The sequence below is a fragment of the Nonomuraea sp. PA05 genome (genome assembly GCF_008086045.1).
Lineage (GTDB): Bacteria > Actinomycetota > Actinomycetes > Streptosporangiales > Streptosporangiaceae > Nonomuraea > Nonomuraea monospora.
This window is the reverse complement of record NZ_VSEY01000030.1, coordinates 14,348-38,450: the sequence shown is the minus strand read 5'-3', so window position 1 is coordinate 38,450 and position 24,103 is coordinate 14,348. Positions and strand designations below refer to the sequence as shown.

At 70.8% G+C, this 24,103-nt stretch carries 24 protein-coding genes and 1 pseudogene; 13 read left to right on the top strand and 12 right to left on the bottom strand.

All coding sequences use genetic code 11. From position 1 onward, the window contains the following. Positions 1–105: 105 nt before the first annotated feature. Positions 106–387: an antitoxin gene (locus FXF51_RS38810; RefSeq protein WP_148439750.1), complete on the top strand. Its 282-nt coding sequence runs from the start codon at positions 106–108 to the stop codon at positions 385–387. Positions 388–431: 44 nt separating this feature from the next. Here FXF51_RS38810 and FXF51_RS38805 read toward each other — a convergent pair whose 3' ends face one another. Then, the gene (locus FXF51_RS38805; RefSeq protein WP_148439749.1) at positions 432–1,757 is read right to left on the bottom strand and encodes an MFS transporter; all 1,326 of its coding nucleotides are present in this window, start codon (positions 1,755–1,757) and stop codon (positions 432–434) included. A 125-nt stretch (positions 1,758–1,882) separates the two neighbouring features. Between FXF51_RS38805 and FXF51_RS38800 the strand changes: the two genes are divergently transcribed. After that, positions 1,883–3,367 (top strand): cobyric acid synthase, encoded by a 1,485-nt coding sequence (locus FXF51_RS38800; RefSeq protein WP_148439748.1) that lies wholly within the window; start codon positions 1,883–1,885, stop codon positions 3,365–3,367. 59 nt (positions 3,368–3,426) lie between these two features. Here FXF51_RS38800 and FXF51_RS38795 read toward each other — a convergent pair whose 3' ends face one another. The 4 genes from FXF51_RS38795 to FXF51_RS38780 all read right to left on the bottom strand — a co-directional run bounded on the left by FXF51_RS38795 (position 3,427) and on the right by FXF51_RS38780 (position 6,592). Beyond that, a complete protein-coding gene (locus tag FXF51_RS38795) occupies positions 3,427–4,239 on the bottom strand; it encodes an SAM-dependent methyltransferase (RefSeq protein WP_148439852.1) in 813 nt (270 codons plus the stop codon). Positions 4,240–4,333: 94 nt separating this feature from the next. Further along, positions 4,334–5,347, bottom strand: a complete 1,014-nt coding sequence (locus FXF51_RS38790; protein ID WP_148439747.1) for a 1-acyl-sn-glycerol-3-phosphate acyltransferase — start codon at positions 5,345–5,347, stop codon at positions 4,334–4,336. A 25-nt stretch (positions 5,348–5,372) separates the two neighbouring features. Continuing rightward, a complete protein-coding gene (locus tag FXF51_RS38785; RefSeq protein ID WP_148439746.1) occupies positions 5,373–6,188 on the bottom strand; it encodes a patatin-like phospholipase family protein in 816 nt (271 codons plus the stop codon). 41 nt (positions 6,189–6,229) lie between these two features. Further along, positions 6,230–6,592, bottom strand: coding sequence for a MerR family transcriptional regulator (locus FXF51_RS38780; RefSeq protein WP_148439745.1), 363 nt, complete (start codon positions 6,590–6,592; stop codon positions 6,230–6,232). An 82-nt stretch (positions 6,593–6,674) separates the two neighbouring features. On the opposite strand from FXF51_RS38780, the gene FXF51_RS38775 reads away from it, so the two are divergent. Further along, positions 6,675–7,373 (top strand): SDR family oxidoreductase, encoded by a 699-nt coding sequence (locus tag FXF51_RS38775; RefSeq protein WP_148439744.1) that lies wholly within the window; start codon positions 6,675–6,677, stop codon positions 7,371–7,373. 33 nt (positions 7,374–7,406) lie between these two features. After that, positions 7,407–8,345 (top strand): MerR family transcriptional regulator, encoded by a 939-nt coding sequence (locus FXF51_RS38770; protein WP_148439743.1) that lies wholly within the window; start codon positions 7,407–7,409, stop codon positions 8,343–8,345. On the opposite strand, the gene FXF51_RS38765 is transcribed toward FXF51_RS38770, so the two are convergent. Continuing rightward, complete coding sequence (locus FXF51_RS38765) at positions 8,320–8,901, bottom strand: TetR/AcrR family transcriptional regulator (RefSeq protein WP_148439742.1); 582 nt, start codon at positions 8,899–8,901, stop codon at positions 8,320–8,322. The genes FXF51_RS38770 and FXF51_RS38765 overlap by 26 nt on opposite strands. Before the next feature lie 253 nt (positions 8,902–9,154). On the opposite strand from FXF51_RS38765, the pseudogene FXF51_RS63905 reads away from it, so the two are divergent. From FXF51_RS63905 to FXF51_RS63020, 3 genes and pseudogenes are all read left to right on the top strand, one after another. Then, positions 9,155–9,253: pseudogene (locus tag FXF51_RS63905) on the top strand (hypothetical protein); the annotation flags it as partial. A gap of 65 nt (positions 9,254–9,318) precedes the next feature. Continuing rightward, positions 9,319–9,525 carry a hypothetical protein gene (locus tag FXF51_RS63025; RefSeq protein WP_262380104.1) on the top strand — a complete coding sequence of 69 codons (207 nt, stop codon included), beginning with the start codon at positions 9,319–9,321 and terminating at the stop codon, positions 9,523–9,525. Positions 9,526–9,551: 26 nt separating this feature from the next. Then, positions 9,552–10,439: a DNA-3-methyladenine glycosylase family protein gene (locus FXF51_RS63020; protein ID WP_148439741.1), complete on the top strand. Its 888-nt coding sequence runs from the start codon at positions 9,552–9,554 to the stop codon at positions 10,437–10,439. Here FXF51_RS63020 and FXF51_RS38750 read toward each other — a convergent pair. Further along, entirely contained in the window at positions 10,420–10,764 is a 345-nt protein-coding gene (locus tag FXF51_RS38750; protein ID WP_222871639.1) for a winged helix-turn-helix transcriptional regulator, read from the bottom strand. The genes FXF51_RS63020 and FXF51_RS38750 overlap by 20 nt on opposite strands. Before the next feature lie 181 nt (positions 10,765–10,945). On the opposite strand from FXF51_RS38750, the gene FXF51_RS38745 reads away from it, so the two are divergent. Continuing rightward, positions 10,946–11,314 carry an STAS domain-containing protein gene (locus tag FXF51_RS38745; RefSeq protein ID WP_187414800.1) on the top strand — a complete coding sequence of 123 codons (369 nt, stop codon included), beginning with the start codon at positions 10,946–10,948 and terminating at the stop codon, positions 11,312–11,314. A gap of 5 nt (positions 11,315–11,319) precedes the next feature. Here the strand turns inward: FXF51_RS38745 and FXF51_RS38740 are convergent, their stop codons facing one another. From FXF51_RS38740 to FXF51_RS38720, 5 genes are all read right to left on the bottom strand, one after another. Then, positions 11,320–11,607 carry a hypothetical protein gene (locus FXF51_RS38740; RefSeq protein WP_148439738.1) on the bottom strand — a complete coding sequence of 96 codons (288 nt, stop codon included), beginning with the start codon at positions 11,605–11,607 and terminating at the stop codon, positions 11,320–11,322. Between the two features lie 145 nt (positions 11,608–11,752). After that, a complete protein-coding gene (locus tag FXF51_RS38735) occupies positions 11,753–13,117 on the bottom strand; it encodes a sensor histidine kinase (RefSeq protein ID WP_262380103.1) in 1,365 nt (454 codons plus the stop codon). A 76-nt stretch (positions 13,118–13,193) separates the two neighbouring features. Then, entirely contained in the window at positions 13,194–13,826 is a 633-nt protein-coding gene (locus tag FXF51_RS38730) for a hypothetical protein (protein ID WP_148439737.1), read from the bottom strand. Between the two features lie 62 nt (positions 13,827–13,888). Then, entirely contained in the window at positions 13,889–17,842 is a 3,954-nt protein-coding gene (locus FXF51_RS38725; protein ID WP_148439736.1) for a metallophosphoesterase, read from the bottom strand. A 132-nt stretch (positions 17,843–17,974) separates the two neighbouring features. Beyond that, positions 17,975–18,982, bottom strand: a complete 1,008-nt coding sequence (locus FXF51_RS38720) for a LacI family DNA-binding transcriptional regulator (protein WP_148439735.1) — start codon at positions 18,980–18,982, stop codon at positions 17,975–17,977. Positions 18,983–19,220: 238 nt separating this feature from the next. On the opposite strand from FXF51_RS38720, the gene FXF51_RS38715 reads away from it, so the two are divergent. Genes FXF51_RS38715 through FXF51_RS38695 form a run of 5 tightly spaced genes read left to right on the top strand, consistent with a single transcriptional unit; the run spans position 19,221 to position 24,079 of the window. Beyond that, positions 19,221–20,447: an ABC transporter substrate-binding protein gene (locus FXF51_RS38715; RefSeq protein ID WP_148439734.1), complete on the top strand. Its 1,227-nt coding sequence runs from the start codon at positions 19,221–19,223 to the stop codon at positions 20,445–20,447. A 12-nt stretch (positions 20,448–20,459) separates the two neighbouring features. Continuing rightward, positions 20,460–21,398 carry a carbohydrate ABC transporter permease gene (locus FXF51_RS38710; protein WP_148439733.1) on the top strand — a complete coding sequence of 313 codons (939 nt, stop codon included), beginning with the start codon at positions 20,460–20,462 and terminating at the stop codon, positions 21,396–21,398. Continuing rightward, positions 21,395–22,201, top strand: a complete 807-nt coding sequence (locus tag FXF51_RS38705; RefSeq protein WP_148439732.1) for a carbohydrate ABC transporter permease — start codon at positions 21,395–21,397, stop codon at positions 22,199–22,201. Before FXF51_RS38710 ends, FXF51_RS38705 begins: the two co-directional genes overlap by 4 nt. Positions 22,202–22,214: 13 nt before the next feature. Next, positions 22,215–22,994: a ThuA domain-containing protein gene (locus FXF51_RS38700; RefSeq protein ID WP_148439731.1), complete on the top strand. Its 780-nt coding sequence runs from the start codon at positions 22,215–22,217 to the stop codon at positions 22,992–22,994. Then, a complete protein-coding gene (locus FXF51_RS38695) occupies positions 22,991–24,079 on the top strand; it encodes a Gfo/Idh/MocA family protein (protein ID WP_222871638.1) in 1,089 nt (362 codons plus the stop codon). Before FXF51_RS38700 ends, FXF51_RS38695 begins: the two co-directional genes overlap by 4 nt. The last annotated feature ends 24 nt before the right edge of the window (positions 24,080–24,103 follow it).

Genomic DNA, 24,103 nt, shown 5'->3' with positions numbered 1-24,103 from the left:
GTACGGCAGCTTGTGCCCAGGTTCGCTTCCGGAGCCCGGCAAACATCAACCGGGGTTACCGGGGTAGGGGCAAGGACCGGAGTCTGAAGGAACGGGGAATGGGTCATGAGCCGCATAGGAGACTGGCTGAAGAAGGCGGAGAACCTTGCCAGAGGGCACTCCAAGCAGGCCGACCAGGCGCTTGACCGCGCCGAGCGGTACGTGAAGGAGCGCACCGGGCACAAGTACGACGACCAGATCACCAAGGGTGTGGACGCCGTGCAGCGCCGCTACGGCGGCGGGTCCGGCGGCACCGGCCCTGAGAACACTCAGCGGCCGCCGTACCCGCCTCAGCAGCAGCAGCCGGCTCAGCCGTACTCGCAGGAGGAACGCGAGCGGCGAAGCTGAACGAAGGGGGCGTGGCCGGGCCACGCCCCCTTCTCATGCCGCCGTCAGCGGCCCGCGGCCTCCATGACCTTGCGCGCGTCCCGCTCGAACGAGGCCCTGGCTCCCAGCGTGAGCAGGCCGCCGATGGCCATGGGCACGACCAGGACGTACATGCCGGACAGCAGCGACCCGAACTGGTCGGAGGCGATGCCGACGACGAGCGAGCCGAACGCGGTGCCGAACGTGAGCAGGAGCTGCAGGACGGCGAAGCCGAGGCCGCGCGAGGCGGCCGGGACGACGTCCGCCAGGCAGGCGGTCATGTTGGGGATCGCGATCGACATCAGCGAGCAGGCCACCAGCACCAGGGCCGTGAGCCCGAGGAGCGAGTCCATGGACAGCGCCGCGGCCAGCACCAGCGAGCCGGCCGTGATGCCGCTGCCGCCCGCCAGCAGCCTGCCGCCCTTGCGGGTGCCGTGCCACTTCCTGCCGAGCCAGGAGCCGACGAGGGTGCCGACCAGCGTGCCCGCGATGGTGATCAGGCCGCTGATGGACCCGGCCGCGCCCACACTGGCGCCGAAGCCGCGCACCATGAGCGTGGGCAGCCAGAAGAAGACGCCGGCCAGGCCGAGGCTGAGCAGCGCCAGGCCGGCGCAGACGAACAGCAGCGTGGGGATGGCCACCACCTGGCGGAGCTGCGCCCAGAACGGCGGCTTGACCTGCGGCTGCTTCGCGTCGTCCGGCTCGGAGGCGGCCTCGCCGGTGGCGACGAGCCGGTCGAGCTCGCCGCGTCGCGGCTCGCGCAGGAACCACACGAGCACCGCGGTGAGCACGCCGGGGACGACCATGATGAGGAACGCCGTGCGCCACGAGAACGCGTCGGCCAGCACCCCGCCGAGCAGGGTGCCGACGCCGCCCAGGTACGTGGTGACGCGCGTCAGCCCGTACGCCTTGGCCCGGCTGACCGGCGGGTAGTAGTCGGCGAGCAGGCTGCCCGCGGCCGGGTTGTCGATGTTCTCGGCCGCGGCCAGGAACACGCGCATGAGGTAGAACATCGCGAAGCCGGTCGCGAGGCCGGAGCCGAGGGTGGCGATGGCCCAGCAGAAGACGACGATCGTGATGATGCGGGTGCGGCTGAAGCGGTCCGCCAGGTATCCGGCGGGTAGCGACACCACGACGGCGGCCAGCGCGGCGGCCGTCGGGATGGAGCCGGCGGCGGTGTCGCTGAAGCCCCATTCCTTCTGGATGAGCGGGAGCACGCCCGACAGCAGGTTGTGCTCGATCCGGTCCACTAGCCCGACGATGAAGAGCACCACGAGGGGTGCCCAGCCGAATGGCGCGCGGGACTGCGCGTCGATGGTGCCTGTCCGTGGCGAACCGAACGTCCCGACCATGCCCACCCTTTCCGTAGGGAAATCTAGAATTGAGTTCTAGGGCAATGTTCTAGACAGAGTGGCAGAAGTCACAGCGTTCGTGAAGAGGGAAATCTGGGGAAATTCCCGGCGTGTACGGTGATCTCATGGTCAAGGGGGCATTGCTGGTCGCGGGCACCACGTCGGACGCGGGCAAGAGCGTGGTCACGGCCGGCATCTGCCGCTGGCTGGCCCGTCAGGGCATCCGGGTGGCGCCCTACAAGGCGCAGAACATGTCGCTCAACTCGTACGTCACCGCCGGCGGCACCGAGATCGGCCGCGCCCAGGCCATGCAGGCGCAGGCCTGCGGCCTCGAACCCGTCGCCGACATGAACCCGATCCTCCTCAAGCCGGGCAGCGACCGCCGCAGCCAGGTCGTCCTCATGGGCAGCCCGGTGGCGGACGTGGACGCCATGGAGTACGGCGCGCTCAAGGACCTGCTGCGCGACACCGCCCTGGAGGCGCTGGAGCGGCTGCGCAAGCAGTACGACGTGGTGGTGTGCGAGGGGGCGGGCAGCCCCGCCGAAATCAACCTGCGCCGCGGCGACCTCGCCAACATGGGCCTGGCCAGGGCCGCGAACCTGCCGGTCATCGTGGTCGGGGACATCGACAGAGGCGGCGTGTTCGCCGCGTTCTACGGCACGGTGGGCCTGCTGGACGCCGCCGACCAGTCGCACGTCGCCGGGTTCGTGGTCAACAAGTTCAGGGGCGCGAAGGAGCTGCTGGAGCCGGGGCTCGACATGATCAGGAAGCTGACCGGGCGCTCGGTGTACGGGGTGCTGCCCTGGCTCGACGGGCTCTGGCTGGACGTGGAGGACTCACTGGCCCTCGACAACCGCCACGTCGCCGTGCGCGCCCCGTACGGACGGCAGACCCTGCGGGTGGCGGTCGTGCGGCTGCCCAGGATCTCCAACTTCACCGACGTGGACGCGCTGGCCGCCGAGCCGGGTGTCGTGGTGCGTTTCGCCACCGACCCCGCCGAGCTGGACGACGCCGACCTGGTCGTGCTGCCCGGCTCCCGCGCCACCGTCTCCGACCTGGCCTGGCTGCGCGAGACCGGGCTGGCGGCGGCCGTCCGCGGCAGGAAGGGGCCGGTGCTGGGGATCTGCGGCGGCTACCAGATGCTCGCCGAGGAGATCGTGGACGAGGTCGAGTCGGGCGCCGGGCGCGTCGAGGGGCTGGGCCTCCTGCCCGTACGGGTGCGCTTCGGCCAGGACAAGCGCCTGGCCAGGCCCGCGGGCACGGCCTACGGGCAGCCGGTGCGGGCCTACGAGATCCACCACGGGATCGCCACGGTCGAGGGCGGCGAGCCGTTCCTCGACGGCTGCCGGGTCGGCGACGTCTGGGGCACCACCTGGCACGGCGCCCTGGAGAACGACGGCTTCCGCCGTGCCTTCCTCGCCGACGTGGCCGCGCGGGCGGGGCGTGACTTCGTGCCCGACCCGGCCACCGACTTCGCGGGGCTGCGCGAGCAGCGGCTCGACGCGCTGGGCGACCTGGTGGAGCAGCACCTCGACACGGACGCGCTGCTCCGCCTCATCGAGCACGGCCCGCCACAGGGCATGCCGACGCTGCCGCCCGGCACCGTGTGAGAAGCGACCGCCCCCGAACGCGCTCCGGCTCGCGACCGACGCCGCCTCCAGAAAACGCCTTACGGCTTGCGGCCGACGACGCCGTACTGGAACACCTCGCGGTCGGTGAAGCTCGTGTCAGGCTCCGGCCGCCACTTCGGCAGCGACACCAGCCCCGGCTCCACCAGCTCCATGCCGTCGAAGAACGCCAGCAGCTCCGCCTCCGTCCGCAACGCGAGCGGCGTCGCCCCGCTGGCGTTCCAGCGGGCGGCGGCCTCCTCCATGGACGGGCTGCGCAGGCTGTGTGCGATCGCCAGGTAGCTGCCCGGCGGCAGCGCCTTGACCAGCGTGCCGACCGCGGCGTGCGCCTGATCGGCGTCGGGGACGAACTCCAGCACGCCCATGAGCATCAGCGCGATCGGGCGGGAGAAGTCGAGCGTCCGCGCGGCCTCGCGCAGGATGTGCTCGGGCTCGCGCAGGTCGGCGTCGATGTAGTCGGTCTCGCCCTGCTCGGTGCCGACCAGCAGGGCCCTGGCGTGGACGAGCACGATGGGGTCGTTGTCGACGTACACGATCTTGGCGGCGGGGTTGACCGACTGCGCCACCCCGTGGGTGTTGCTCTCCGTCGGGATGCCCGTGCCCACGTCGAGAAACTGGTCGACGCCGCACTCACCGGCCAGGTGGCGCACGGCGCGGCCGATGAACTCGCGCTCGGCGCGGGCGTTGACCGGCAGGTCCGGCATGACCTTCACGATCTGGTCGCCGACCTCGCGGTCGGGCGCGTAGTTGTCCTTGCCGCCCAGCCAGTAGTCCCACACGCGGGCCGGGTGCGGGACTGAGGTGTCGATGCGGGCCAGGCCCGCCGCCCTGTCGATCTCGGGCCCCTCGCCCATTCGTGCCTCCCCGTCGGCGTCCATGCTTCTTGCTGTCAGAGATCAACATAGACGCCCGCAGCCGGGCATGAGGGACGAATCACCACCGAAGATCTCAACCGTGCCTGGCGGCCATGCGCTGGGCGGTGATCCACTCGTCGATGCGCTCCCAGTGGTCGTACAGCCAGTCGATCCTGTCCTCCCGCTCGCGGGGGACGGCGGCGGCGGGCACCCGCCACCACTTGGCGGTGATGTGCGCGCGGACAGGCAGGTAGCGCCAGATGTCGCGGATCGTGACCAGGTCGTCGAGGCCGGTGTGCGCGACGAAGACGACGTCCGCCGACGGGCACGCCTCGATGGCCGCGATGGCGCCGTTCGGGCGCGGCGGAAGCAGGTGGTCCATGCCGCGCGCCCGCTCCGCCTCGGCGAGCAGCCCCTTCTCCTCCAGGCGGGCGATCGCCTTCTGGCGGCGGCGCGGGGTGAAGTTGCCGCCCTCGGGGAAGATCACCAGGGCGTCCTGGCCGCTCATCGTGGCGGACAGGCGGCGAATCTCCTCGATCACCAACGTGTGGCCGGACTTTCGGGGGACGAACGCGTTCGGCAGGCGGTTGATGACCACGTCGAGCGAGGGGTCGTACTGGAGCGCGGCCTTCATCACGATGCGGGGCCGGCGGTCGTAGCGCTCCAGCAGCTGATGGATCAGCAGGAAGGAGTCGCCGGGGCCCGCGTGCCTGGACAGCACGATGATCGGCTTGACCTGCCGGCCCTCCCCCGCCGCGAGCTCCGCGAGCTCCGGCTCCTCGATGTCCACGCGCAACTGGAAGATGTGCACGGCTGTCGTGAAGACCTTCTCCAGGAACCACTTGATCAGCGCGTAGTGGCGCTCCTGCCGCCGGGCCCCGCCCGCCACCCACAACCACGCGCAGGCGGCCAGCACGGCCGACTCCAGCGTCAGCCACACCACCGCGAACCAGACGAACCGCGCGCTCCTGCGCTGCGGCGGCGGCAGCCGGAGTGCGGCGGCGGCCGCGACGACCAGCCACAGCGGCAGCGTCACCACCATGAACACGGTCAGCACGATGACCAGGGGCGCCAGCACGAGCCGGCGCACGATCCGAGGTGGAAGCACCCGGGCCTCCTTCAGGGCTACCTCTTCATCCTGCCCTGTTCCGCAGGTAGCTGGAAGAAGCCTGGTACGCCCGGTCGATGCAGGCCGAGATCTGCGAGACGTCGCGGTAGCGCAGCGGCGAGAGCGGCTCGGTCACGCCCGTCGGCAGCACGTGCACCTCCACCCCCGGCGGCAGCATGGCCAGGTCCTCGGCGAACCGGTGCCTGCGGGCGATCTCGAACGCCACCATGCCCACCTCCCAGAACCGCCTGGGCGGCGACAGCGGGCGCTCGACGCGGCCGACGTGCAGGACGTACACCCGTTCGGCGCCGAGCTGCACGGCCCTGCCGATCGGGATGCTGTGCACCAGGCCGCCGTCGTAGAAGTGCTCGCCACCGATCACGACGGGCGGCAGCAGCCCCGGCACCGCGCACGACGCCAGCACCGCGTCCACCAGCGGCCCGCCGTCGAACCAGTGCGCCGCCGCCCGCTCGACCGAGGCCGCCACGCACTGGAACGGCACGGCCAGCTCCTCGATCAGGGCGACCTCCACGGTCCTGCTCAGCACCGCGCGCAGCGGGCTCATCGGGTGCAGGTGGGTGCCCGTCCTGGCCAAGGTGGACAACCGCGACACCCAGGACCCGGCGAACGCCGTACGGACGACGTCGGACTGCCACAGACCCGTCAGCCTGGAGACGGCCTCAGCGGGGTCGGCGGCGATGACGGCGCCGTTCAGCGCGCCGACGGAGGTGCCCACCACGAGATCAGGACGGATGCCCGCCTCGTCGAGCGCTCGCAGCATGCCCACCTCGTAAGCGCCGAGCACGCCGCCGCCACCGAGCACGAACGCGGTCCCGGCCATGGAGAGATTCTGTACCCTCCGGCGGGCTGCTCATAACGGGCTCACCTCGGGCAGACGCCTCCCTCGTGGGCGGCGGCCACGGAGATGATCGAGTCGAGCCTGTCGCGGGTGCTGACCAGGTCATCGATCCGCTGCTCGATGCGCTGCCGCTCCGCCCGCAGCCGCTTCAGCAGCTCGGGCGTCACCTCCCCCGAGATCACGCACGGCATCAGCGGCTCGATCGCCTTGCTCGGCAGCCCGGCCGCGTAGAGGTGCTGGATCATCCACACCCGGTCCACGGCGCTGTCCGGATACACCCGCTGCCCGCTCGGGCTGCGCTCGGCGACGAGCAGCCGCTGCTCCTCGTAGTAACGCAGCGCGCGCACGCTCACCCCGGTCCTGGCGGCCAGCTCACCGATTCGCACGTGATCCCCCTCACAACCATTTGCCTCTGACGTCAACGTCAGGTTTTAGCGTATCCGCACGTCACTCAATCAGGAGGAATCGATGGACATCTCAGGATCGGTCGCGCTCGTCACCGGCGCCAACCGCGGCATCGGCCGCCACTTCGCCCAGCAGCTCCAGGAGCGGGGCGCCAAGAAGGTGTACGCCGCCGCGCGCGACCCCGAGCGCATCGACCTGCCCGGCGTGGAGCCGCTGCGGCTCGACATCACCGACCCGGCCTCGGTGGCGGCGGCGGCCGAGGCCGCCCAGGACGTCACCCTGCTGATCAACAACGCGGGCGTCGCCACGTACACGAACCTCGTCACCGGAGACCTCGACCAGATCCGCCTGGAGCTGGACACCAACTTCTACGGCACGCTCGCCATGGTCCGCGCCTTCGCCCCCGTCCTGGGCGCGGGCGGCGGCGGCGCGATCGTGAACGTGCTGTCGGCGCTGTCGTGGTTCTCCTACGACGGCGCGAACGCCTACGCCGCGGCCAAGGCCGCCGCGTGGAGCCTGACCAACGGCGTCCGCCTGGAGCTGCGCGGCCAGGGCACGCTGGTCACCGGCGTGCACCTGGGCGCCGCCGACACCGACATGATGGCCGGCTACGAGGGCGACCTGCTCGACCCGGCGGACGTCGCGCGGGCGGCGCTCGACGGCGTCGAGGCGGACGCGTACGAGGTCGTGGTCGACCAGTGGTCCGCGCACGTCAAGGCGTCGCTGGCCGGCGACCCGCGCGCGTTCTACGACGCCGCTTGAGTCTCCACCAAGGGGAGACGCCAGAGTGAGCACATGGACGGGGACACGCTCTACTCGATCGGCGACCTGGCCCGGCGCACCGGGCTGACGGTCAAGACCGTCAGGTTCTACTCCGACACGGGGATCGTGCCGCCCACCTGCCGCAGCCCCGCCGGCTACCGCCTGTACGACCGCGCCGCCGCCGCCCGCCTTGACCTCGTGCGCACGCTGCGCGACCTCGGGCTCGACCTGCCCACCATCCGCAAGGTGGTGGACCGGGAGGCGTCGCTGCCGCGGGTCGCGGCGGCGCACGCCGAGGCCCTGGCCGCGCAGATCCGCACGCTGCGGCTGCGGCGGGCGGTGCTGACGGCGGTGGCCAGGCGCGGCTCCACACCGGAGGAGATGGAACTGATGCACGAGCTCGCCAAATTGTCGGAGGACGAGCGGCACCGCCTGATCGGCGACTTCCTCGCCGAGGCGTTCGGCGGCCTGGGCGCTGAGTTCGCGGGGGTCATGACCTCGCTGACGCCCGAGTTGCCGGACGATCCGTCGGACGAGCAGGTGGAGGCGTGGGTCGAGCTGGCGGAGCTGTCCCGCGACCCGGGCTTCCGCGCCGTGATGCGCCGCAGCGCGTCGGACTACGCCGCCGACCGCCGCGCGGGACGCGCCGAGAGCCGGGCAGGCGGCACGGCCGACGATCGCGTCCGGGAGCCCGTGTTGCGGCCCGATCCCGCCGCCATGGCGCGCGACCTCGCCGCCCCCGCCCTCGCGGCCGGCGTCGACCCGGCGTCTCCGGAGGCGGAGCCGTACGTCACGGCGCTCGTCACGGCCACCGGCGAGGAGCGCGAGGCGCTGGCCGCCCGCCTGGAGCCGGCCGGCGACCCGCGCAGGGAACGGTACCTCCGCCTCCTGGCAGTGATCAACGCCTGGCCACCACCGCAACCCCTGGCCCCCGCGACGGCCTGGTTCACGCGGGCGTTGCGCGCCCGCTGACCACCCGCCGCAGGAAGTCCGCCGCGAGCCGATCGGTGTACTCGCCCCCGATCGGCTCATCGGTGACCAGGACGCGGTAGTAGAGCGGCCCCACGAGCCGATCCGTCTCGGCAGCCACGTCGAGATCGGCGGGCAGCTCCCCCCGCGCCACAGCCCGCTCCAGCGGCAGCCGGTCGCGCCGCCGCTGCTCGTCGAGGTTGCGGGCGCGGAAGTCGGCCCCGAAGACCGGGTCGTGCTGCGCCTGCGCGATCAGCGCCTTGAACACGGCCCCGGTGTCGGTGGCGCTCAGCACGTGGGCGAGCCGGCCGAGGTAGGCGGGCAGGTCGAGGGCGAGGCTGCCGTGGTCGGGCGGCGTCAGCTCCTCGGCCAGGTCCTCGACGGACGCGTCCACGAGCACCGCCGTCTTCCCGCTCCACCACCGATAGACGGTCTGCTTGGCGACTCCGGCCCGCGCGGCGATGCCCTCCATGGTGACGCCCGCGAAGCCCTTCTCGGCCAGCAGGTCGTCGGCCGCCTGAAGCACCGCCTGCCGGGCGGCCTCGCTGCGCCAGAACACGCTCGAAGACCCTCGCTTGGCGACGGCGCTCGACCACCTGTTCGCCGAGGCCGGGCGCGACGCGACCCGGGCCTACGCGGGCAGCGGCACCATGTCGCACCAGGAGCGGGCCGACGCCGCCGCCGAGATCTACATGCCGATCTCCGCCGAGGGCGGCCGGCTGCTCTACACCCTGGTGCGCGCGGCCCGCCCCGCCACGGTCGTCGAGTTCGGCACCTCGTTCGGCATCTCCACCCTCCACCTGGCCGCCGCCGTGCGCGACAACGGCATGGGCCGCGTCCTCACCACGGAGCTGAGCAAGGCCAAGGTCGCCGCCGCGCGCCGCACGTTCGCCGAGACCGGGCTGGAGGACGTGGTCACCGTGCTGGAGGGCGACGCCCGCGACCCCTCGCCGGCCTGGCGGAGCCGGCCGGCTTCGTGCTGCTGGACGGCTGGAAGGACCTCTACCTGCCCGTGCTGCGGATGCTGGAGCCCCGCCTCGCCCCCGGCACCCTCGTCGCCGCCGACGACACCACCTTCGACAGCGTCCGGCCCTACCTCGACTACGTGCGCGACCCGGCCAACGGCTACCAGAGCGTCCCGTTCCCGGTGGAGGACGGCATGGAGATCAGCTGCCGCCTGTAGTCGTACGGCCCGCCTACCATACGCGCATGACCACGCACGGATTCACGCTGACCGCCGAGGGCCCGTTCGACTTCGCCGACTCGCTGCGTTTCGTCGAGGACTGGCCCGCCACGAGCGCGCTGCCCTCCGACGGCACGACGCTGCGCTTCGCCTACAGCGCGGAGTCCGACTGGCGGCCGATCGGCGTGAGCGTGACGGGCGAGCCGGGCGGCGTGGCGGTCACCACGACCCGCCCCGCCGGGCCCGGCATCCGGGGCGAGGTGGCGCGGATCCTGTCGCTCGACGTGGACGGCGCCGGCTTCGCCAAGCTGGGCGAGGCCGACCCGGTGCTCGGCGATCTGCGGCGGCTGCGCCCCGGCCTGCGTCCCGTGTGCTTCTGGAGCCCGTGGGAGGCGGCGTGCTGGGCCGTGATCGTGCAGCGCTCCTCGATGCTGATCGCGTCCCGGATCAAGCAGCGCATCGCCGAGCGGTACGGCGCGCGCGTCGAGGTGGACGGGCAGCCGTACACCGCCTTCCCGCCGCCCGTCTCGCTGCTCGACGCGGGCGGGCTCGGGCTGCCCGCGCAGAAGGAGGAGTGGGTGCGCGGCCTGGCCAGGGCGGCGCTCGACGGCCTGCTGACCACCGAGCACCTGCGCTCGCTCGCCCCTGAGGAGGCTCTGGCCGAGCTGCGGGCGCTGCCCGGCGTGGGGCCGTTCTCCGCGGGGCTGATCCTGATCCGCGGCGCGGGCGCCCCCGACGCGTTCCCTGGCGACGAGCCGCGGCTGTTCGCGATCCTGCGCGAGGCGTACGGGCTCGCGGAGGACGCGCCGCCGTCGGCCTACAGGAAACTCGCCGACTCGTGGCGGCCCTACCGCTCGTGGGCGTCGTTCCTGTTCAGGGCGACGGCGTACGGCGTCATGGACGATCGGGAGTGAGCCCGTCCGCCTTGCTGCCGCGCGGCAGGTCGTGCTGGGTGAAGATGTCGATCAGCAGGCTGATCGGCAGGGCGGCCTCGGTCGGGTAGCGGAAGTGCTGGTCGAGGTTGAGGGTGTAGCGGTTGCGCCGCCCGATCTTGTCGCGGTTGAGATAGCCGCCTTCGAGCAGGTCGCGCACGATGTTCTGCACCGCGCGCTCGGTGATGCCGATCCCGGCGGCGATGTCACGCAGCCGGATGTCGGGATCCCGGGCGATCTCCACGAGCACCCGGGCATGGTGGGTGAGGAACGTCCAACTGGACGTCCTGTCGTCGGCTGTGCTCACGTCCTTCGCCTCTTCGGCCCCGATCATGGCCCTTGACGGGCAAGCGAAACACCTTTCACGAAGATCCTATGACGAAAAGTCTTTCCGGTATCTACCTACGGGCATAGAGTTGCGGTCAACGCAGGCAGACCCGCGGTAACAGTTGACCCCACCACCGCTCCATCCACCGCCAGGAGTGCCCGTGAACCTCACCTGTCGTCACCTCCCGGGGGCCACGCTGATCGCCGTGGCAGGGCAGGTCGACACCACGACCTCCGCCCAGCTCGAGGAGTACATCGACCAGCACCGCGTACGGCTGGACGAGCACCTCATCATCGACATGAGCGAGCTGTCGTTCCTCGACAGCTCGGGCCTGGCCGTCCTGCTGGCCGCGGCCATGCTCGCCCGCGCCCACGGCGTGGGCGTGCACGTGACCGGGCTCCAGTCGATGCCGGCCCGCCTGCTGGAGATCACCGGGGCCGAGCGTGCCGTGACGATCTACGACCACGTGGAGCAGGCCATCGCCGCGGTCGCCGACCTCGACCTGGTCAACCCATCGGAGCACGCCTGAAGCGGCTACGCCGGACGGCGGTGCACCCCCACCAGGTGACCGTTGTGCCGCACCTGCGCCTCGTCGTAGGGGCACAGCGGGCGCGTCACGTACGCCTCCGCGATGCTGTCGGCGTGGCCCCGGTCCACGCCCCAGCCGATCGTGTGCCAGCGCGCCTCGCCGTCGTCGCCGGTGGTGTCCAGCACGGCGATCTCGAACAGCTCGGCGGCGGCGGGAGGCGTGCAGCGGACGCGTCCGGGCGCTCGCCCGTCAACGGTACGGACGTCTCCGCCGCCGAAGCCCCGCTGGTCCATGTGGATCTCCCTCCGGTCTCGCAACCCTGGTGCGGAGATCCATGCCCCGATCGCCGCGAGGTCAGTCATGCCGCAGCATGGCGCGGCGATCCCGTCAGGGGTTCTTGCCCATCGCCTGGCGGATCACGTCGCGGAAAGCACCCGGTCAGGCCTCCTGCACCGGCAGCCTGAGCACGAATCGGGCGCCGGTACCGGAGTCCTCGATGGTGAGCGTGCCGAGGTGCGCCGTGGCGATCTCGCGGGCGATCGGCAGGCCCAGCCCGGTGCCGCCGGCGTCGCGGCTGCGCGAGGCGTCCAGCCGCGTGAAGCGCTGGAAGACCAGCTCGCGGTGCTCGGGCGCGATCCCCGTCCCGTCGTCCACCACCTCCAGGACGGCCTCGTCGCCCTGCCGCCGCACGGTCACGATGATCTGCGACTCGGCGTGCCGCTCGGCGTTGTCGAGCAGGTTCGTCAGCAGGCGGGCCAGTCGCAGCCGGTCGCCGTTGACCGTCACGCCGGTCTGCAACGTGGTGACGACCTGCTTGGAGCGCGGCCTGGCCGTCTCGGCCGCCGCCAGCTCGCTCAGGTCGAGCGGCTCGCGCTCGTCGGGCGCGCCCGCGTCCAGCCTGCTCAGCGTGAGCAGGTCCGCCACGATCGCCTGCAGCCGATCCAGGCTGGTCAGCACCTCGTTGCCGGTCTCCGGCCAGTCGGTGTCCTCGGGGTGCAGCAGGGCGTCCTCGATCTGGGCGCGCATCGCGGTGATGGGGCTGCGCAGGTCGTGGGAGGCGTCGGCGGCGAACTGGCGCTGCCGCTCCATCGCCACCTGCAGTTGCTCCAGCGCCGACTCCAGCCGCTCCAGCGTGCGGTTGCCCGTCTCGGCGAGCGCCCTGATCTCGTCGTCCGTCTCGGGCACGGGCACCCGCATCCCGCCGCCGCCCTCGCTGATCTCGGCGAGCCGCTTGGTGATGCTGCTGACCGGCCGCAACGTCCTGGCCACCACCCGGGAGACCCCGAACCAGGCCAGCGCGACCAGCGCGGCCGTCACGGCGGCCTGGAACGCGATGACCTGCGGCGCGACGTACCACGGCACGGCCGGGCCGATGCCGTAGATCACCCACTCGCCCTCCGGCTGGTACGCCACCAGCGCCACGACCGTCTTGCACTCACCGGGGAACCGGGGCAGATCGCAGAGCTTGGCGAAGTCGTTGGCCATGTTGCGGCGGGGAAGCTGAGTCGTCAGTCGCGGCGCGCCCGCCATGGCCGGCGACCAGGCCACCGGGCGGCCTCGCGGGTCCACCACCTGAAGGCCGTCGAGCCCGTCCTGGGGCAGCACCTGCGGCAGCTTGCCGCGCTTGACCCGCAGCAGCACGGGCACCGTCCGGCCCGACACCTCCCGCACCTTGATCTCGGCCACCTCGTTGCGGATGCCGAACAGCACGAACGCGCTCACGATGACGTTCAGCAGCAACATCGCGATGCTCGCCAACAGTGCCAGCCGCGTCCGCAAGGACCGGCCCAACCGTCTGCTCACGCCCCTCCCCCGAGGATCAGCAGAACACAGCGGGTGTGTTCGCCGCCAACCTCGGGAGATTCCCCGACAAATCCGCCTACCGGCGCAGCCGCCTGATCAGCAGGAGGGCTACGGCGGCGAGCACGACCAGGGCGCCGGCCAGGAGGAGCCAGCCCGGCCGGCCGCTCTCCGCCCGCTCCCCCACCTTCAGGGTCGGGCTCTGCGCGACCAGGACCGCCGAGCCGCGCTCCCCGCCGAGGTCGTACCGGACGACCGTCTCCGTGCTGTGCACGAACGTCTCCGCGTCCGGGAACAGCGCGCTGGACACGGCGTGCGTGCCGCCCGGCTCGCCCTGGCAGGCGAAGGCGAGGGCGAGCACGGCGAAGCTCTTGTTCTCGCGCGTCCGCACGTCGGCGTCGCGGGTCAGGGAGGGGGCGCAGGGCCGGTCGTCGTAGGCGACGGCGAAGCGCCGGGTGACGTAGTCGACCACGGCGTCGCGGTTGAGCGCGAGCTGCCGCAGTTGCTCGGCCCGCTCCTTGGCGTCGTAGGCGGAGGCGTACAGCCAGGCCGACTTCATCAGGACGTCGTATTCCAGGTCCAGCACGACCCGCACGTTCACCCCCGTGCCCGTCACCTCGGCGCGGGCGGTCGTGGACGCGTCATGCGCGGCGGCGGGGGCGGGGAGCAGCAGGACGGCCAGCAGCACGATGGCGGGCAGCCAGCGGGACATGTCCATCTCCAGTGAAAGAGGGGCTGCCGCCCCGGACGCCGGGCCCGGGGCGGCAGGTTTCTCTAGCGGTTGAACCAGCGGTGCATGGGCGAGTCGGCGTCCCACCTGCCGGGACGGCCGTGCTCGTCCTTGGTGACGAAGACGCTCGGCTCGGACGCGGTCACGCCGCCGCCGGCGGAGCGGGCGGTGACGAACCAGGCGTAGGCCGTGTCGTCCTTGAGCCGGTCCCACTCGACGGAGGCGACCTGGCCGGAGGCGACCCGGTCGCGCCCGATGACGCGGGTGGGCTTGTAGACGGCCAGCGAGTCGGTCTGCAGGCTCGTGGTGCGCGAGGTGAGGTCGATCGGCAGCACCATGTTGTCCTCGAGCCCGTTGTAGCGGCGCAGCGGGTCGTACTCGGTGGCGCCGAACTCGTTGAGCAGCGGCGAGAACGTGTCGACGATCAGCTCCGAGCGCTTGACGTTGAACTGCAGCATCCGCAGGAAGCTGGCGCCGAACTGGAGCTGGTCGGTCGGGTTGTATCCGCCGATCTCGGTGAGCCCGAGGCGGTCGGCGGAGACCGTGTAGAACTGGTAGTCCGCCAGCAGCTCCACGACCCCGTTGCCGACCTGGCCGACCTTCGGCTTGACGTTGGTGCCCACGCCGTGCTCGTGGCCGGCGAGGATGAGGAAGACGTTCGCGTTCTTCTCGACGACCGTCTTGTACAACATCGAGCCGTCGGGGGCGGAGAAGCCCGCGCCGCGCCCGTCAGGGTTGGTGCTCGGCACGATGTAGTCGTGCGAGAGCAGGATGCCGTTGCGGTTGGGGTACTTCTTGAAGATCGAGTCGGCCCATTCGGCCTCGTCCCTCGTCACCCCGTACGACAGGCCGACCACCACGAAGTCCAGCCCGCCCGCGGAGAACAGGTCGTAGTGGTTCTGGTTGTCGCCCTCCTTCCACGGGCCGCCGTACTCGGCGTGCTGCCAGCCCTGCGCGGCCGTCTGGTAGCGGGAGGGGCCGTAGTACTGGTTGTAGATGGCCCCCGGGCCCTCCTCGGTGCCCGACTGGTTGTCGTGGTTGCCGGCGATGACGCCGTTGGGGATGCCGGCGTCGTCCAGCACGCGCTGCTGCTTCGAGGACACCTCGAACTCGCCGGTGATCTGGCGCTGCATGGCCTCGTCGGCGGGCTTGCGGATGTTGTTCTCGATGATGTCGCCGGTGTGCGCGACGTAGGAGATCTTCCGCTGGTCCTTGTTGTCCTTGATCCAGTTCACGATCCCGGCGTAGGCGGACTCCCACACCGCGCGCTCCTCGGCCGTCTCCTGCTCGACCGCGCCTTCGGAGATGTACTGCGTGTCGGTGAAGTGCACGATCGAGAAGTCGTACGTCGAGGGGTCGGCGAAGCCGTTGGGGTCGCCGGGCTCGATGTCGTCGGCGAACGGGTCCTCACCCGTCACCATGACGTGCACCTTCTGCCGGTCGATGTACTTCGGGTCCACGACGGCCGTGAGCGCGGTCTTGCCCCCGGCGACGCCGCGGGAGCTGGTCAGCAGGTCCCACGCCTTGGCCTTGGTGTTCCAGACGCGCAGCGACGCCAGCCGCTCGGGGTCGATCGAGCCCTCCCAGCGCAGCACGGGGCTGTCCGCGTGACCCTTCACCTGGACGTCGAAGCGCTGGTAGACCAGGTCCTGACCGGTGGGCGCGTCGAGCGTCTGGCCGTCGGCGGGCTCCAGGCCGCGCGTCCTGACCTTCTTCTCGCCGGGCACCTGGAGCGTGGTGGGCAGCTCCTTGGCCGTGCCCTGGTAGACCTCGTTCGGGGTGAGGATCTCTGCCTGCGAGAACGTGGCCGTGACCTGGCCGCCGTCCGGCTCGGCCACCTTGGCCGAGAGGGTGGCGGGGTCGGAGACGTCCACGGCGCCCAGCGCGGGGCTCAGCTCGGCGGGCACGTCAGGGATGCCGGCCGACTCGAACACGATCTCGCGGGTCGCGGTGTTGCCGAGCCCGTCGGCGCCGGTGACGGAGAGCGTGTGCTCGCCGGCCTTCAGGCCGGGGCCGATCTGGGTGCCGAGCTGGACGGGCTGACCGTCGAGCTTGACGTCGGGCCCGGTGACCACGCCGGAGGCGTCCTCCAGCTTGACGTCCAGCACGACCGTGGCCCTGATCTTCTCGTCCGCGGCCGGGACGCTCCTGGTGACCTTCGGCGCGGAGTTGTCGGTGATGAGGGTGCGGGTGGCGCTCTCGCCGCTGCCCGACTCGGCGGCCAGCGTGTGCTTGCCGTCCTTGATGGCGGTGGTGTCGAGGTCGGCGCGCAGGCCGCCGGCCGGGGCGTCCACGAGGAACTCCAGGTCGATCTCGGTCAGCGGGTTGACCGTGTCGCCGCAGTTGCCGTCGCCCATGCCGTACGAGCTCTTCAGCATCTGGCCGGTGGCCGTGCCCTGCGCCGGGGTCAGGGCGATGTTGGAGATCGTGTAGTCGTCGCGGTTGTCGCCGCACGACGTCGGGTACGTGCCGGTCACGAAGTCGATGGTGTTCCAGCCGGGCACCAGGTACTCGTTCGGGATCGTCAGGTCGACGCGCTTGCTGACGAAGTCGCCGTCCACGATGATCTTCTGGCCGTTGACGAGCAGGTAGCTCTGGTAGCGGGCCTCGATCGAGTTGCTGCCCACGGTGAAGCTGAGCTTCGCCTCGCCGGAGCCGAGCGTCTCGACGAGGTGCACGGCGGGGGCGTCGATGGTGTAACGCAGCTCGGCCTCGCGCTTGGCCGCCTGGTCGCTGCCGCAGACGCCGTCGCCCATCGCGTACGACGCCTCGACGCCCTGCCCGGTCACCGTGGCGCCGTCGAGCGTCAGGGCCAGGTTGGAGATCGTGAAGTCGTCGCGGTCGATGCCGCAGGACTCCTTGTAGTCGCCGGCGACGACCTTGATCGTGTTGTCGCCGGGGGTCAGGAAGCGGGCGGGCACGGCGACGGTGGCGCGGCCGTTGGCGTACGAGCCGCCGAGGTCCACGCGCTTGCCGTTGACGAGCAGGAAGTTGTTGTTCTTGTCGTCGAGCGGGTCGGCGCCCACGTCGAAGGCGAGCATCGCGGCCCCGTTGCCGAGGGTGGCCTTGATGACGGGCTCCTCGCCGTCCACGGTGAGCTTCTTGACGCCGCCTGAGCTGCCCGCCGGGACCGTCGCGAAGACGGCCTTGGTGCCCGCGACGAGCGTGCCGTCGGTGGGCAGCAGGCGCGGCGCGCCGGCCGGGGCGTTGTTGACGGTCACGGTGTGCCTGACCGTGATGCCGGCCGCGGTGGTGGCGCTGAGCACGTGCGGGCCGTTGGCCAGCTTGGTGGTGTCCACGTCGGCGGCGAGGCCGGTGGTGCCCTGCGGGTCGGACTGGGTGAAGAACTTCAGCGTGGCGCGCTTGAGCAGCGAGGTGTTGGTGCCGCAGCTTCCGTCGCCGAACGAGAGCGTGTACGGGTTGTCCTCGCCGTCGGCGATCTCGCCGAGCAGTTCGAGGCCCACGTCCGACAGCACGAAGTCGTCGTAGTTGGTGCCGCAGGACGACGAGATGGCGCCGACGACGATCTCGACGGTGTTCTCGCCCTTGACCAGGTGCTCGTTGGGGATGTCGAGCGTCGCCCGCTGGCTGACGTAGTTCCCGATCTCGACCTTGTACGCGCCGTTGACCAGCACGTAGCTGTGGTAGATCGCCTCGGTGGAGTTCGAGCCGACGTCGAAGGCGAGCTTGGAGACGCCGACGGTACGGGTGGCGCCCTCGATCGCGGCGTCGTCCACGGCGAGCTTCGTGACGCTGTCGCCGGCCGTGACCGGGACCGCGGCGGCCTTGACCGTGCCTTCGAGGTAGGAGCCGTCGGCCGGGGTGAGGGCGGGCGGGTTCTGGGAGGCGGTGGGGGTCGGGGTCGGCCTGCCCCGCTCCTGCTGCTCCGGGTCCGCGTGCGCTGCCGTCACCAGGGTGTTGACCAGCAGTGCGGTGAGCGTGGCGGCAATGGCCAGCCGCCCGCGCCTGAATAATCTTCGTGATGCCGTTGGCTGCATCGGGTGCAGTCCCTTCTCAAACGTTCAGGGGCGCCGGTCAGGCGGCCCCCGGGCACCTTGGGGCGCTCGTGTGAACGCTGAGCGTGGAGTGGCTGAAGAGAACAGGAAATGTCTACTCATTCTGGTCATTTGTCACGAAACAGTGACGGGACCCACGGATTCCCCCGGCACCAGCGTGCACGGGATGAGCGTGTGCGGCGGCGCGTCGGGGACGCCTTCGAGCTGGTCGATGAGGGCGTCCACGGCCAGGCGGGCCAGCTCCGCGGCGGGCGCGGCCATGACGGTCAGCTCGGGCTCGATCATCTCGCCCAGCTCGCGCGTGGTGGACGCCGAGATCACGGACAGATCGCCGGGGATGGACCGGCCCGCCGCCCTGATCTCCTTGGCCAGCCCCGCCGAGGCGCCCTCGTTGACCAGGATGGCGGCGGTGCACTCGGGATGCTCCGCGCACAGCGTGCGCGCGGCGGCCCGCCCGCCGGCCGACGTGCTGTCCACCGCGATGATCACGGGCTGGGCGCCGAGCGGGGCGATCGCGTCGCGGTAGGCGGACTCGACCCGCATGATCCGGCCGGGCCCCGGGCCGCCCCTGGCGCGGTCGGTGATCAGCGCGATGCGCTCGTGGCCGTAGGAGCGCAGGTGGGCGACCGCCTCCTGGATCGTGGTGGCGAAGTCGATGTCGACGTACGGGAGGTCGTCGTTCTCCGTACGGCCGATCAGCGCGAACGGGAGGCCGGAGGCGACCAGCCGCTCGACCCGCGCGTCGCGGATCTGCACCTCCATCAGCAGTGCGCCGTCCACCAGCCCGCCCGCGAGCAGGTGTGACATCTGCTCGTCGTCGTTGACCGGCCACAGCACCAGGTCGTAGCCGCGCTCGCGGGCGCCGTGCGCGGCGCCCATGACGAACTGGATCACCGTGGCGTTCGCCCGCGACTCCAGGTCGGGGTGGAGCAGGGCGAGGATGCGGGTGCGCGAGCTGGCCAGGGCGCGCGCCACGACGTTGCGCCGGTAGTTGAGCTCCTCGATGGCCGCCTCGATGCGCGCCCTGGTCTCCGGCGCGACCCGTTTGGTGCCGTTGAGCACGAAGGACACCGTGGCGATGGAGACATTCGCCCGCGCGGCGACGTCGCGCATCGTGACCATGGCTGCCGGCTCTTTCCGTGAGGAAGCACTGCGACTATATCTCCAGGACGCTTCCGTCAAAACGCTTAACTTGTTGTTGACATCACAGACAGATCAGCGCAACATACACAACAAGCGAACGCCGGTTAAGCGCTTTGATCGATCAGCGCGAGTCCGGCCCATCACCCTCGTTCCCCCTGCTCACCAGCCCTCCACTGCCGATTTCCGCGACCCGCTCCAACGGGACAGGAGTCATCACATGGAGACAGCGCAGAAGCGCCACGGAAAGGCGCCCAAAGTGGCTGTCGCGGCGGCGGTGCTCGCCCCCCTCACGCTGACCGCGTGCGGCGGAGCGGCCGCCTCCGGCACGGAATCCCCCAACACGCTGACCATTCAGGACTATTACGACGAGGCCCAGGACCCGATCTACCACTCGTGCGCGCGGAGCACCGGCGTCTCCATCGAGATCAGCCACGTGGCGGGGCCAGGACTGATCCCCAAGGTGCTCCAGCAGAGCTCCTCCCGCACCCTGCCCGACGTGCTCATGCTCGACAACCCCGACGTGCAGCAGATCGCCGAGTCCGGCGCGCTCTCCCCGCTGTCCGACTACGGCGTGGACGGCGCGGGCATCCTGCCGGCCGTGGTGAAGGCGGGCACGTACGCGGGCGAACTGTACGGCCTCGCCCCCGCCGTGAACACGCTGAGCATCTTCTACAACAAGGACCTGTTCCAGCAGGCCGGCATCACGACCCCGCCCACGACCTGGGACGAGTTGCGCGCCACCGCGAAGAGGCTCACCGGCCAGGACCGCTACGGCTTCGCGATGAGCACCGTCAACACCTACGAGGGCACCTGGCAGTTCCTGCCCTTCATGTGGGGCAACGGCGGCACCGAGCAGGACATCACCACCCAGCAGACCGAACAGGCGGTGCGCTTCCTGCTCGACCTGCAGAACGACGGGTCGATGTCGCGCAGCTCGATCATCTGGAGCCAGGACGACGTGATCGACCAGTTCATCGCGGGCAAGGCGGCCATGGTGGTCAACGGGCCGTGGCAGATCCCCGCCCTCCAGGAGCAGCGGGACGTGAACTGGGGCGTGTTCACCATCCCCAAGCGCGACCCGTCGCAGACCACGGTCGCGCCGCTCGGCGGCGAGGTCTTCACCGTGCCGCGCACCGGGAACCAGGCCAGGATGGCCAAGGCAGGACAGTTCGTGAAATGCCTGGTCTCCACGGACAACCAGCTCCGGACGGCGAAGATCAAGCAGATGGTGCCGTCGAACCCCGAGGTCGCCGAGCAGGCGGGCAAGGAGATCCCGGCGCTCGCCCCGTTCGTCACCACCGTGCGCACCGCGCGCTCGCGTACCGCGCTGCTCGGCCCCGACTGGCCGAAAGCGGCGACCAAGATCTACAACGCCGTGCAGATCGCGCTGACAGGCAAGGCCGCTCCCGCCGAAGCCCTGCGCCAGGCGCAGGGCGAGCAGTAAGGAGCACCGCTGATGACCTCAGCCCATCTGAGCCTGCCGGCCACGGCGGGCGAACACCGCACCATCCTGTGGACGCGGCTGCTCCGGCGGGCCACGCCCTGGCTGTTCTGCCTGCCCGCGATCGTGTTCGTGGCGATGTTCTTCGGCTACCCGATCGTCCAGAACGTCGTCATGAGCTTCCAGGAGTACACGACCTCGACGTTCTACAGCGGGCGGGCGCCCTGGGTCGGCATCGCCAACTACGCGACGATCCTGTCGAGCTACCTGTTCACCACGACGATGGTGAACACCGCGCTGTTCACCATCGGATCGATCACCTTCCAGTTCGCCATCGGGCTCGCGCTCGCGCTGTTCTTCAAGCGCAACTTCCCGCTCAGCGGGTTCCTGCGCGCGATGCTGCTGCTGCCCTGGCTGATCCCGCTGATCGCCTCGAGCGCGGTCTGGAAATGGCTGCTCGACCAGGAGAGCGGCGCGCTCAACCAGTTCCTCGGCCTGTTCGGCGTGCCCGCCGTGCCGTGGCTGGTCGACCCCACGCTCGCGCTGGCCGGCGTGATCTGCGTGAACATCTGGCTCGGCATCCCGTTCAACGTCGCCATCCTCTACAGCGGGCTGCAGGCCGTGCCCAAGGAGCTGTACGAGGCGGGCTCGCTGGACGGCGCCACCGGGTGGAAGGCGTTCCGGCACATCACCTGGCCGAACCTGCGGCCCGTGGTCAGCGTCGTCATCGTGCTCGGCGTGGTCTACACGCTCAAGGTCGTCGACATCATCCTCGGCCTGACCGGCGGCGGCCCGGCCAACTCCACGCAGACGCTGGCGACGAACGCGTACAACAAGTCGTTCGTGGAGTTCAACTTCGGTGAGGGGGCCGCGATCAGCAACGTGCTCATCGTCGTCTCGCTCGTCTTCGCCCTGGTCTACCTGTACCTCTCGCGCCGGGAGCCCTCTGAATGACCTTCAAACGACTCCCCATGACCGCGCTGGGCGTGCTCTTCCTGGCCGTGATGCTCTTCCCGGTCTACTGGATGCTCAACAGCAGCCTGCAGTCCAGCTCCGGCGCCACCACCAGGGACTGGCTCCCCCTGCACGCCACCTTCTCCGGCTACGCCAAGGCCATCACCGAGCAGGGCCAGAACTTCGTCACCAGCCTGCTCATCGCCCTCGGCGCCGTCGTCCTCACGCTGGTCGTCGCCACCCCCGCCGCCTACGGCCTGTCGCGGCTGCGCTCGCGCGGCGCGAGCGCCTTCGTGCTGGTGCTGCTGATCACCCAGATGATCCCCGCCATGGTCATCGCGAACGCGCTCTACCCGCTGTTCAACTCGCTCTTCCTGATCAACAACATCTTCGGCCTGATCCTCGCCAACACCGCCGCGGGCATCCCGTTCGCGGTGCTGCTCATCCGGGCGTTCATGGGGTCCATCCCGCGGGCGCTCGTGGAGGCCGCCATGGTGGACGGGGCCGGCCACCTGCGGGCGTTCGTCTCCATCGTCGTGCCCATCAGCAAGAACGCGATCGTGACGGCCGCCCTGTTCACGTTCCTGTCGGCGTGGAGCGACTTCCTGTTCGCGCTGACCCTGACCAGCACCCCCGAAGTGCGGCCCATCACCCTCGGCATCTACGACTACATCAGCGCGAACACCCAGGACTGGGACACGGTGATGGCCACGGCCGTCCTCGCCTCCGTCCCCGCGGCCCTGCTCCTGATCTTCGCGCAGCGTTACATCGCGGCAGGCGCCGTCGCCGGCGCCGTCAAGTGAGGAGTTGTTTGACATGACGATCCGTGTCCTGGTGTGGGGCGAGAACCGCCATGAGCAGGCCGAGCCCGAGGTCGCCAAGATCTACCCCGACGGCATGCACAACGCCATCCGGCGAGGGGTGGAGGAGCGGCTCGGCGAGCGGGCCACCGTACGGACCGCCACCCTCGACGACCCCGAGCACGGCCTGACCGAAGAGGCGCTCGCCCGGACCGACGTGCTGACGTGGTGGGGGCACGCCGCCCACGCGGAGGTCGCGGACGAGGTGGTGGAACGCGTGCATCGGCACGTGTTGTCGGGCATGGGGCTGCTGGTGCTGCACTCCGGCCACTGGTCGAAGATCTTCACCAAGCTGATGGGGACGACGTGCACGCTGCGGTGGCGCAGCGAGAACGATCGCGAGCTGATCTGGACGGTCATGCCCGGCCATCCCATCGCGCGCGGCGTTCCGCATCCGATCGAGATTCCCGCCCAGGAGATGTACGGGGAGCAGTTCGACATCCCGACCCCCGACGAGCTCATCTTCATCAGCTCCTTCACCGGGGGTGAGGTGTTCAGGAGCGGGTGCACGTTCCGGCGCGGGAACGGGAAGATCTTCTACTTCAGTCCCGGGGATCAGGACTATCCCGTCTACCACCATCCCGATGTGCTGCAGGTCATCGCCAACGGGGTGGAGTGGGCCGCCGGGGATCCCGCGCGGCGGGAGATGCCTGCCTTGCTGCGGTACGAGGCGGGGGACTTCTTCAACGGGCACGGGTATCGGGGTGCGATGCACAACAAGGAGAGCGCCCAGTGAGTGTGCGGCCGTTGCGCCTCGTGCAGGTGGGGGCGGGCGCCATGGGGGTGGCGTGGCTGCGGACCATCGCGGCGGCGGACGGGGTCGAGCTGGTGGGGGTGGCGGATCTCGACGTGGGGCGGGCGAAGGCCGCTGTGCGGTCGGTCTTCCCCGATGATCCGCCCGTGGTGGCCGGGTCGCTCGGCGAGCTGCTCACGGCCGTCGAGCCCGACGCGGTCGTGAACGTCACCGTCCCGGCGGCCCACAGCGCCGTCAACATCGAGGCGCTCTTCGCCGGGCTCCCCGTCCTGTGCGAGAAGCCGGCCGCCCCGACCCTCGCCGAGGCACTCGTCCAGGCCGCCGCCTCCGAGGCGGCCGGACGCCTGCTGATGATCAGCCAGTCCCGCCGCTACTTCGCCGCCCTGACCGCCTTCCGCGAACGCGTCGCGGAGCTCGGCCCACCCGGCCTCCTCACCACCGGCTTCTACCGCGCCCCGCACTTCGGCGGGTTCCGCGAGGAGATGCCCCAGCCGCTGCTGGTCGACATGGCCATCCACGCCTTCGACGCGAGCCGCCACCTCCTCGGCGCCGAGCCGATCTCCGTCGTGTGCGAAAGCTGGAACCCGTCCTGGAGCTGGTTCCAGGGGGACGCGTCCGCGACCGCCACCTTCCTGTTCTCCAACGGCACCCGGTACGTGTTCACCGGGAGCTGGTGCGCGGAAGGGCGCGACACGTCCTGGAACGGCGAGTGGCGAGCCGTCGCAGCCGGCGGCACCGCCACCTGGGACGGGGAGTCGCGCGTCACCTCCAGCCTGCGAGAGGTGGAGGAGGACGTGATGCCGGGGGCGCACGAGCAGATCGCGGGCGCGCTCGCGGAGTTCGTCGAGGCGGTGCGGACGGGGAGCCGGCCGGATGGCGCCATCCGGGGGAACCTGGGGAGTCTGGCCATGGTCGAGGCCGCCGTGCGGTCGGCCGAGACGGGGGATCGGGTGAACGTCGGGGCGTTGATGGAGCGCGCTCATGAGGAGGCGCTGGCCTTGCCGATGCGGGACGAGGTCAGGGAGCGGCTGAAGTCCTGGGGTGCCGTGGCCACCATCCTGAGCTGACGACACCGGGCCGCCGCCTCGCGG

Bases quoted from the DNA above. Each gene is read 5' to 3' on its own strand.
- FXF51_RS63020 (WP_148439741.1), top strand. From the start codon at position 9,552: ATGACCACGCACGGATTCACGCTGACCGCCGAGGGCCCGTTCGACTTC.
- FXF51_RS38725 (WP_148439736.1), bottom strand. From the start codon at position 17,842: ATGCAGCCAACGGCATCACGAAGATTATTCAGGCGCGGGCGGCTGGCC.
- FXF51_RS38775 (WP_148439744.1), top strand. From the start codon at position 6,675: ATGGACATCTCAGGATCGGTCGCGCTCGTCACCGGCGCCAACCGCGGC.
- FXF51_RS38740 (WP_148439738.1), bottom strand. From the start codon at position 11,607: ATGGACCAGCGGGGCTTCGGCGGCGGAGACGTCCGTACCGTTGACGGG.
- FXF51_RS38800 (WP_148439748.1), top strand. From the start codon at position 1,883: ATGGTCAAGGGGGCATTGCTGGTCGCGGGCACCACGTCGGACGCGGGC.
- FXF51_RS38805 (WP_148439749.1), bottom strand. From the start codon at position 1,757: ATGGTCGGGACGTTCGGTTCGCCACGGACAGGCACCATCGACGCGCAG.
- FXF51_RS38710 (WP_148439733.1), top strand. From the start codon at position 20,460: ATGACCTCAGCCCATCTGAGCCTGCCGGCCACGGCGGGCGAACACCGC.
- FXF51_RS38715 (WP_148439734.1), top strand. From the start codon at position 19,221: ATGGAGACAGCGCAGAAGCGCCACGGAAAGGCGCCCAAAGTGGCTGTC.
- FXF51_RS38700 (WP_148439731.1), top strand. From the start codon at position 22,215: ATGACGATCCGTGTCCTGGTGTGGGGCGAGAACCGCCATGAGCAGGCC.
- FXF51_RS38770 (WP_148439743.1), top strand. From the start codon at position 7,407: ATGGACGGGGACACGCTCTACTCGATCGGCGACCTGGCCCGGCGCACC.
- FXF51_RS38795 (WP_148439852.1), bottom strand. From the start codon at position 4,239: ATGGGCGAGGGGCCCGAGATCGACAGGGCGGCGGGCCTGGCCCGCATC.
- FXF51_RS38785 (WP_148439746.1), bottom strand. From the start codon at position 6,188: ATGGCCGGGACCGCGTTCGTGCTCGGTGGCGGCGGCGTGCTCGGCGCT.
- FXF51_RS38705 (WP_148439732.1), top strand. From the start codon at position 21,395: ATGACCTTCAAACGACTCCCCATGACCGCGCTGGGCGTGCTCTTCCTG.
- FXF51_RS38730 (WP_148439737.1), bottom strand. From the start codon at position 13,826: ATGTCCCGCTGGCTGCCCGCCATCGTGCTGCTGGCCGTCCTGCTGCTC.
- FXF51_RS38720 (WP_148439735.1), bottom strand. From the start codon at position 18,982: ATGGTCACGATGCGCGACGTCGCCGCGCGGGCGAATGTCTCCATCGCC.
- FXF51_RS38810 (WP_148439750.1), top strand. From the start codon at position 106: ATGAGCCGCATAGGAGACTGGCTGAAGAAGGCGGAGAACCTTGCCAGA.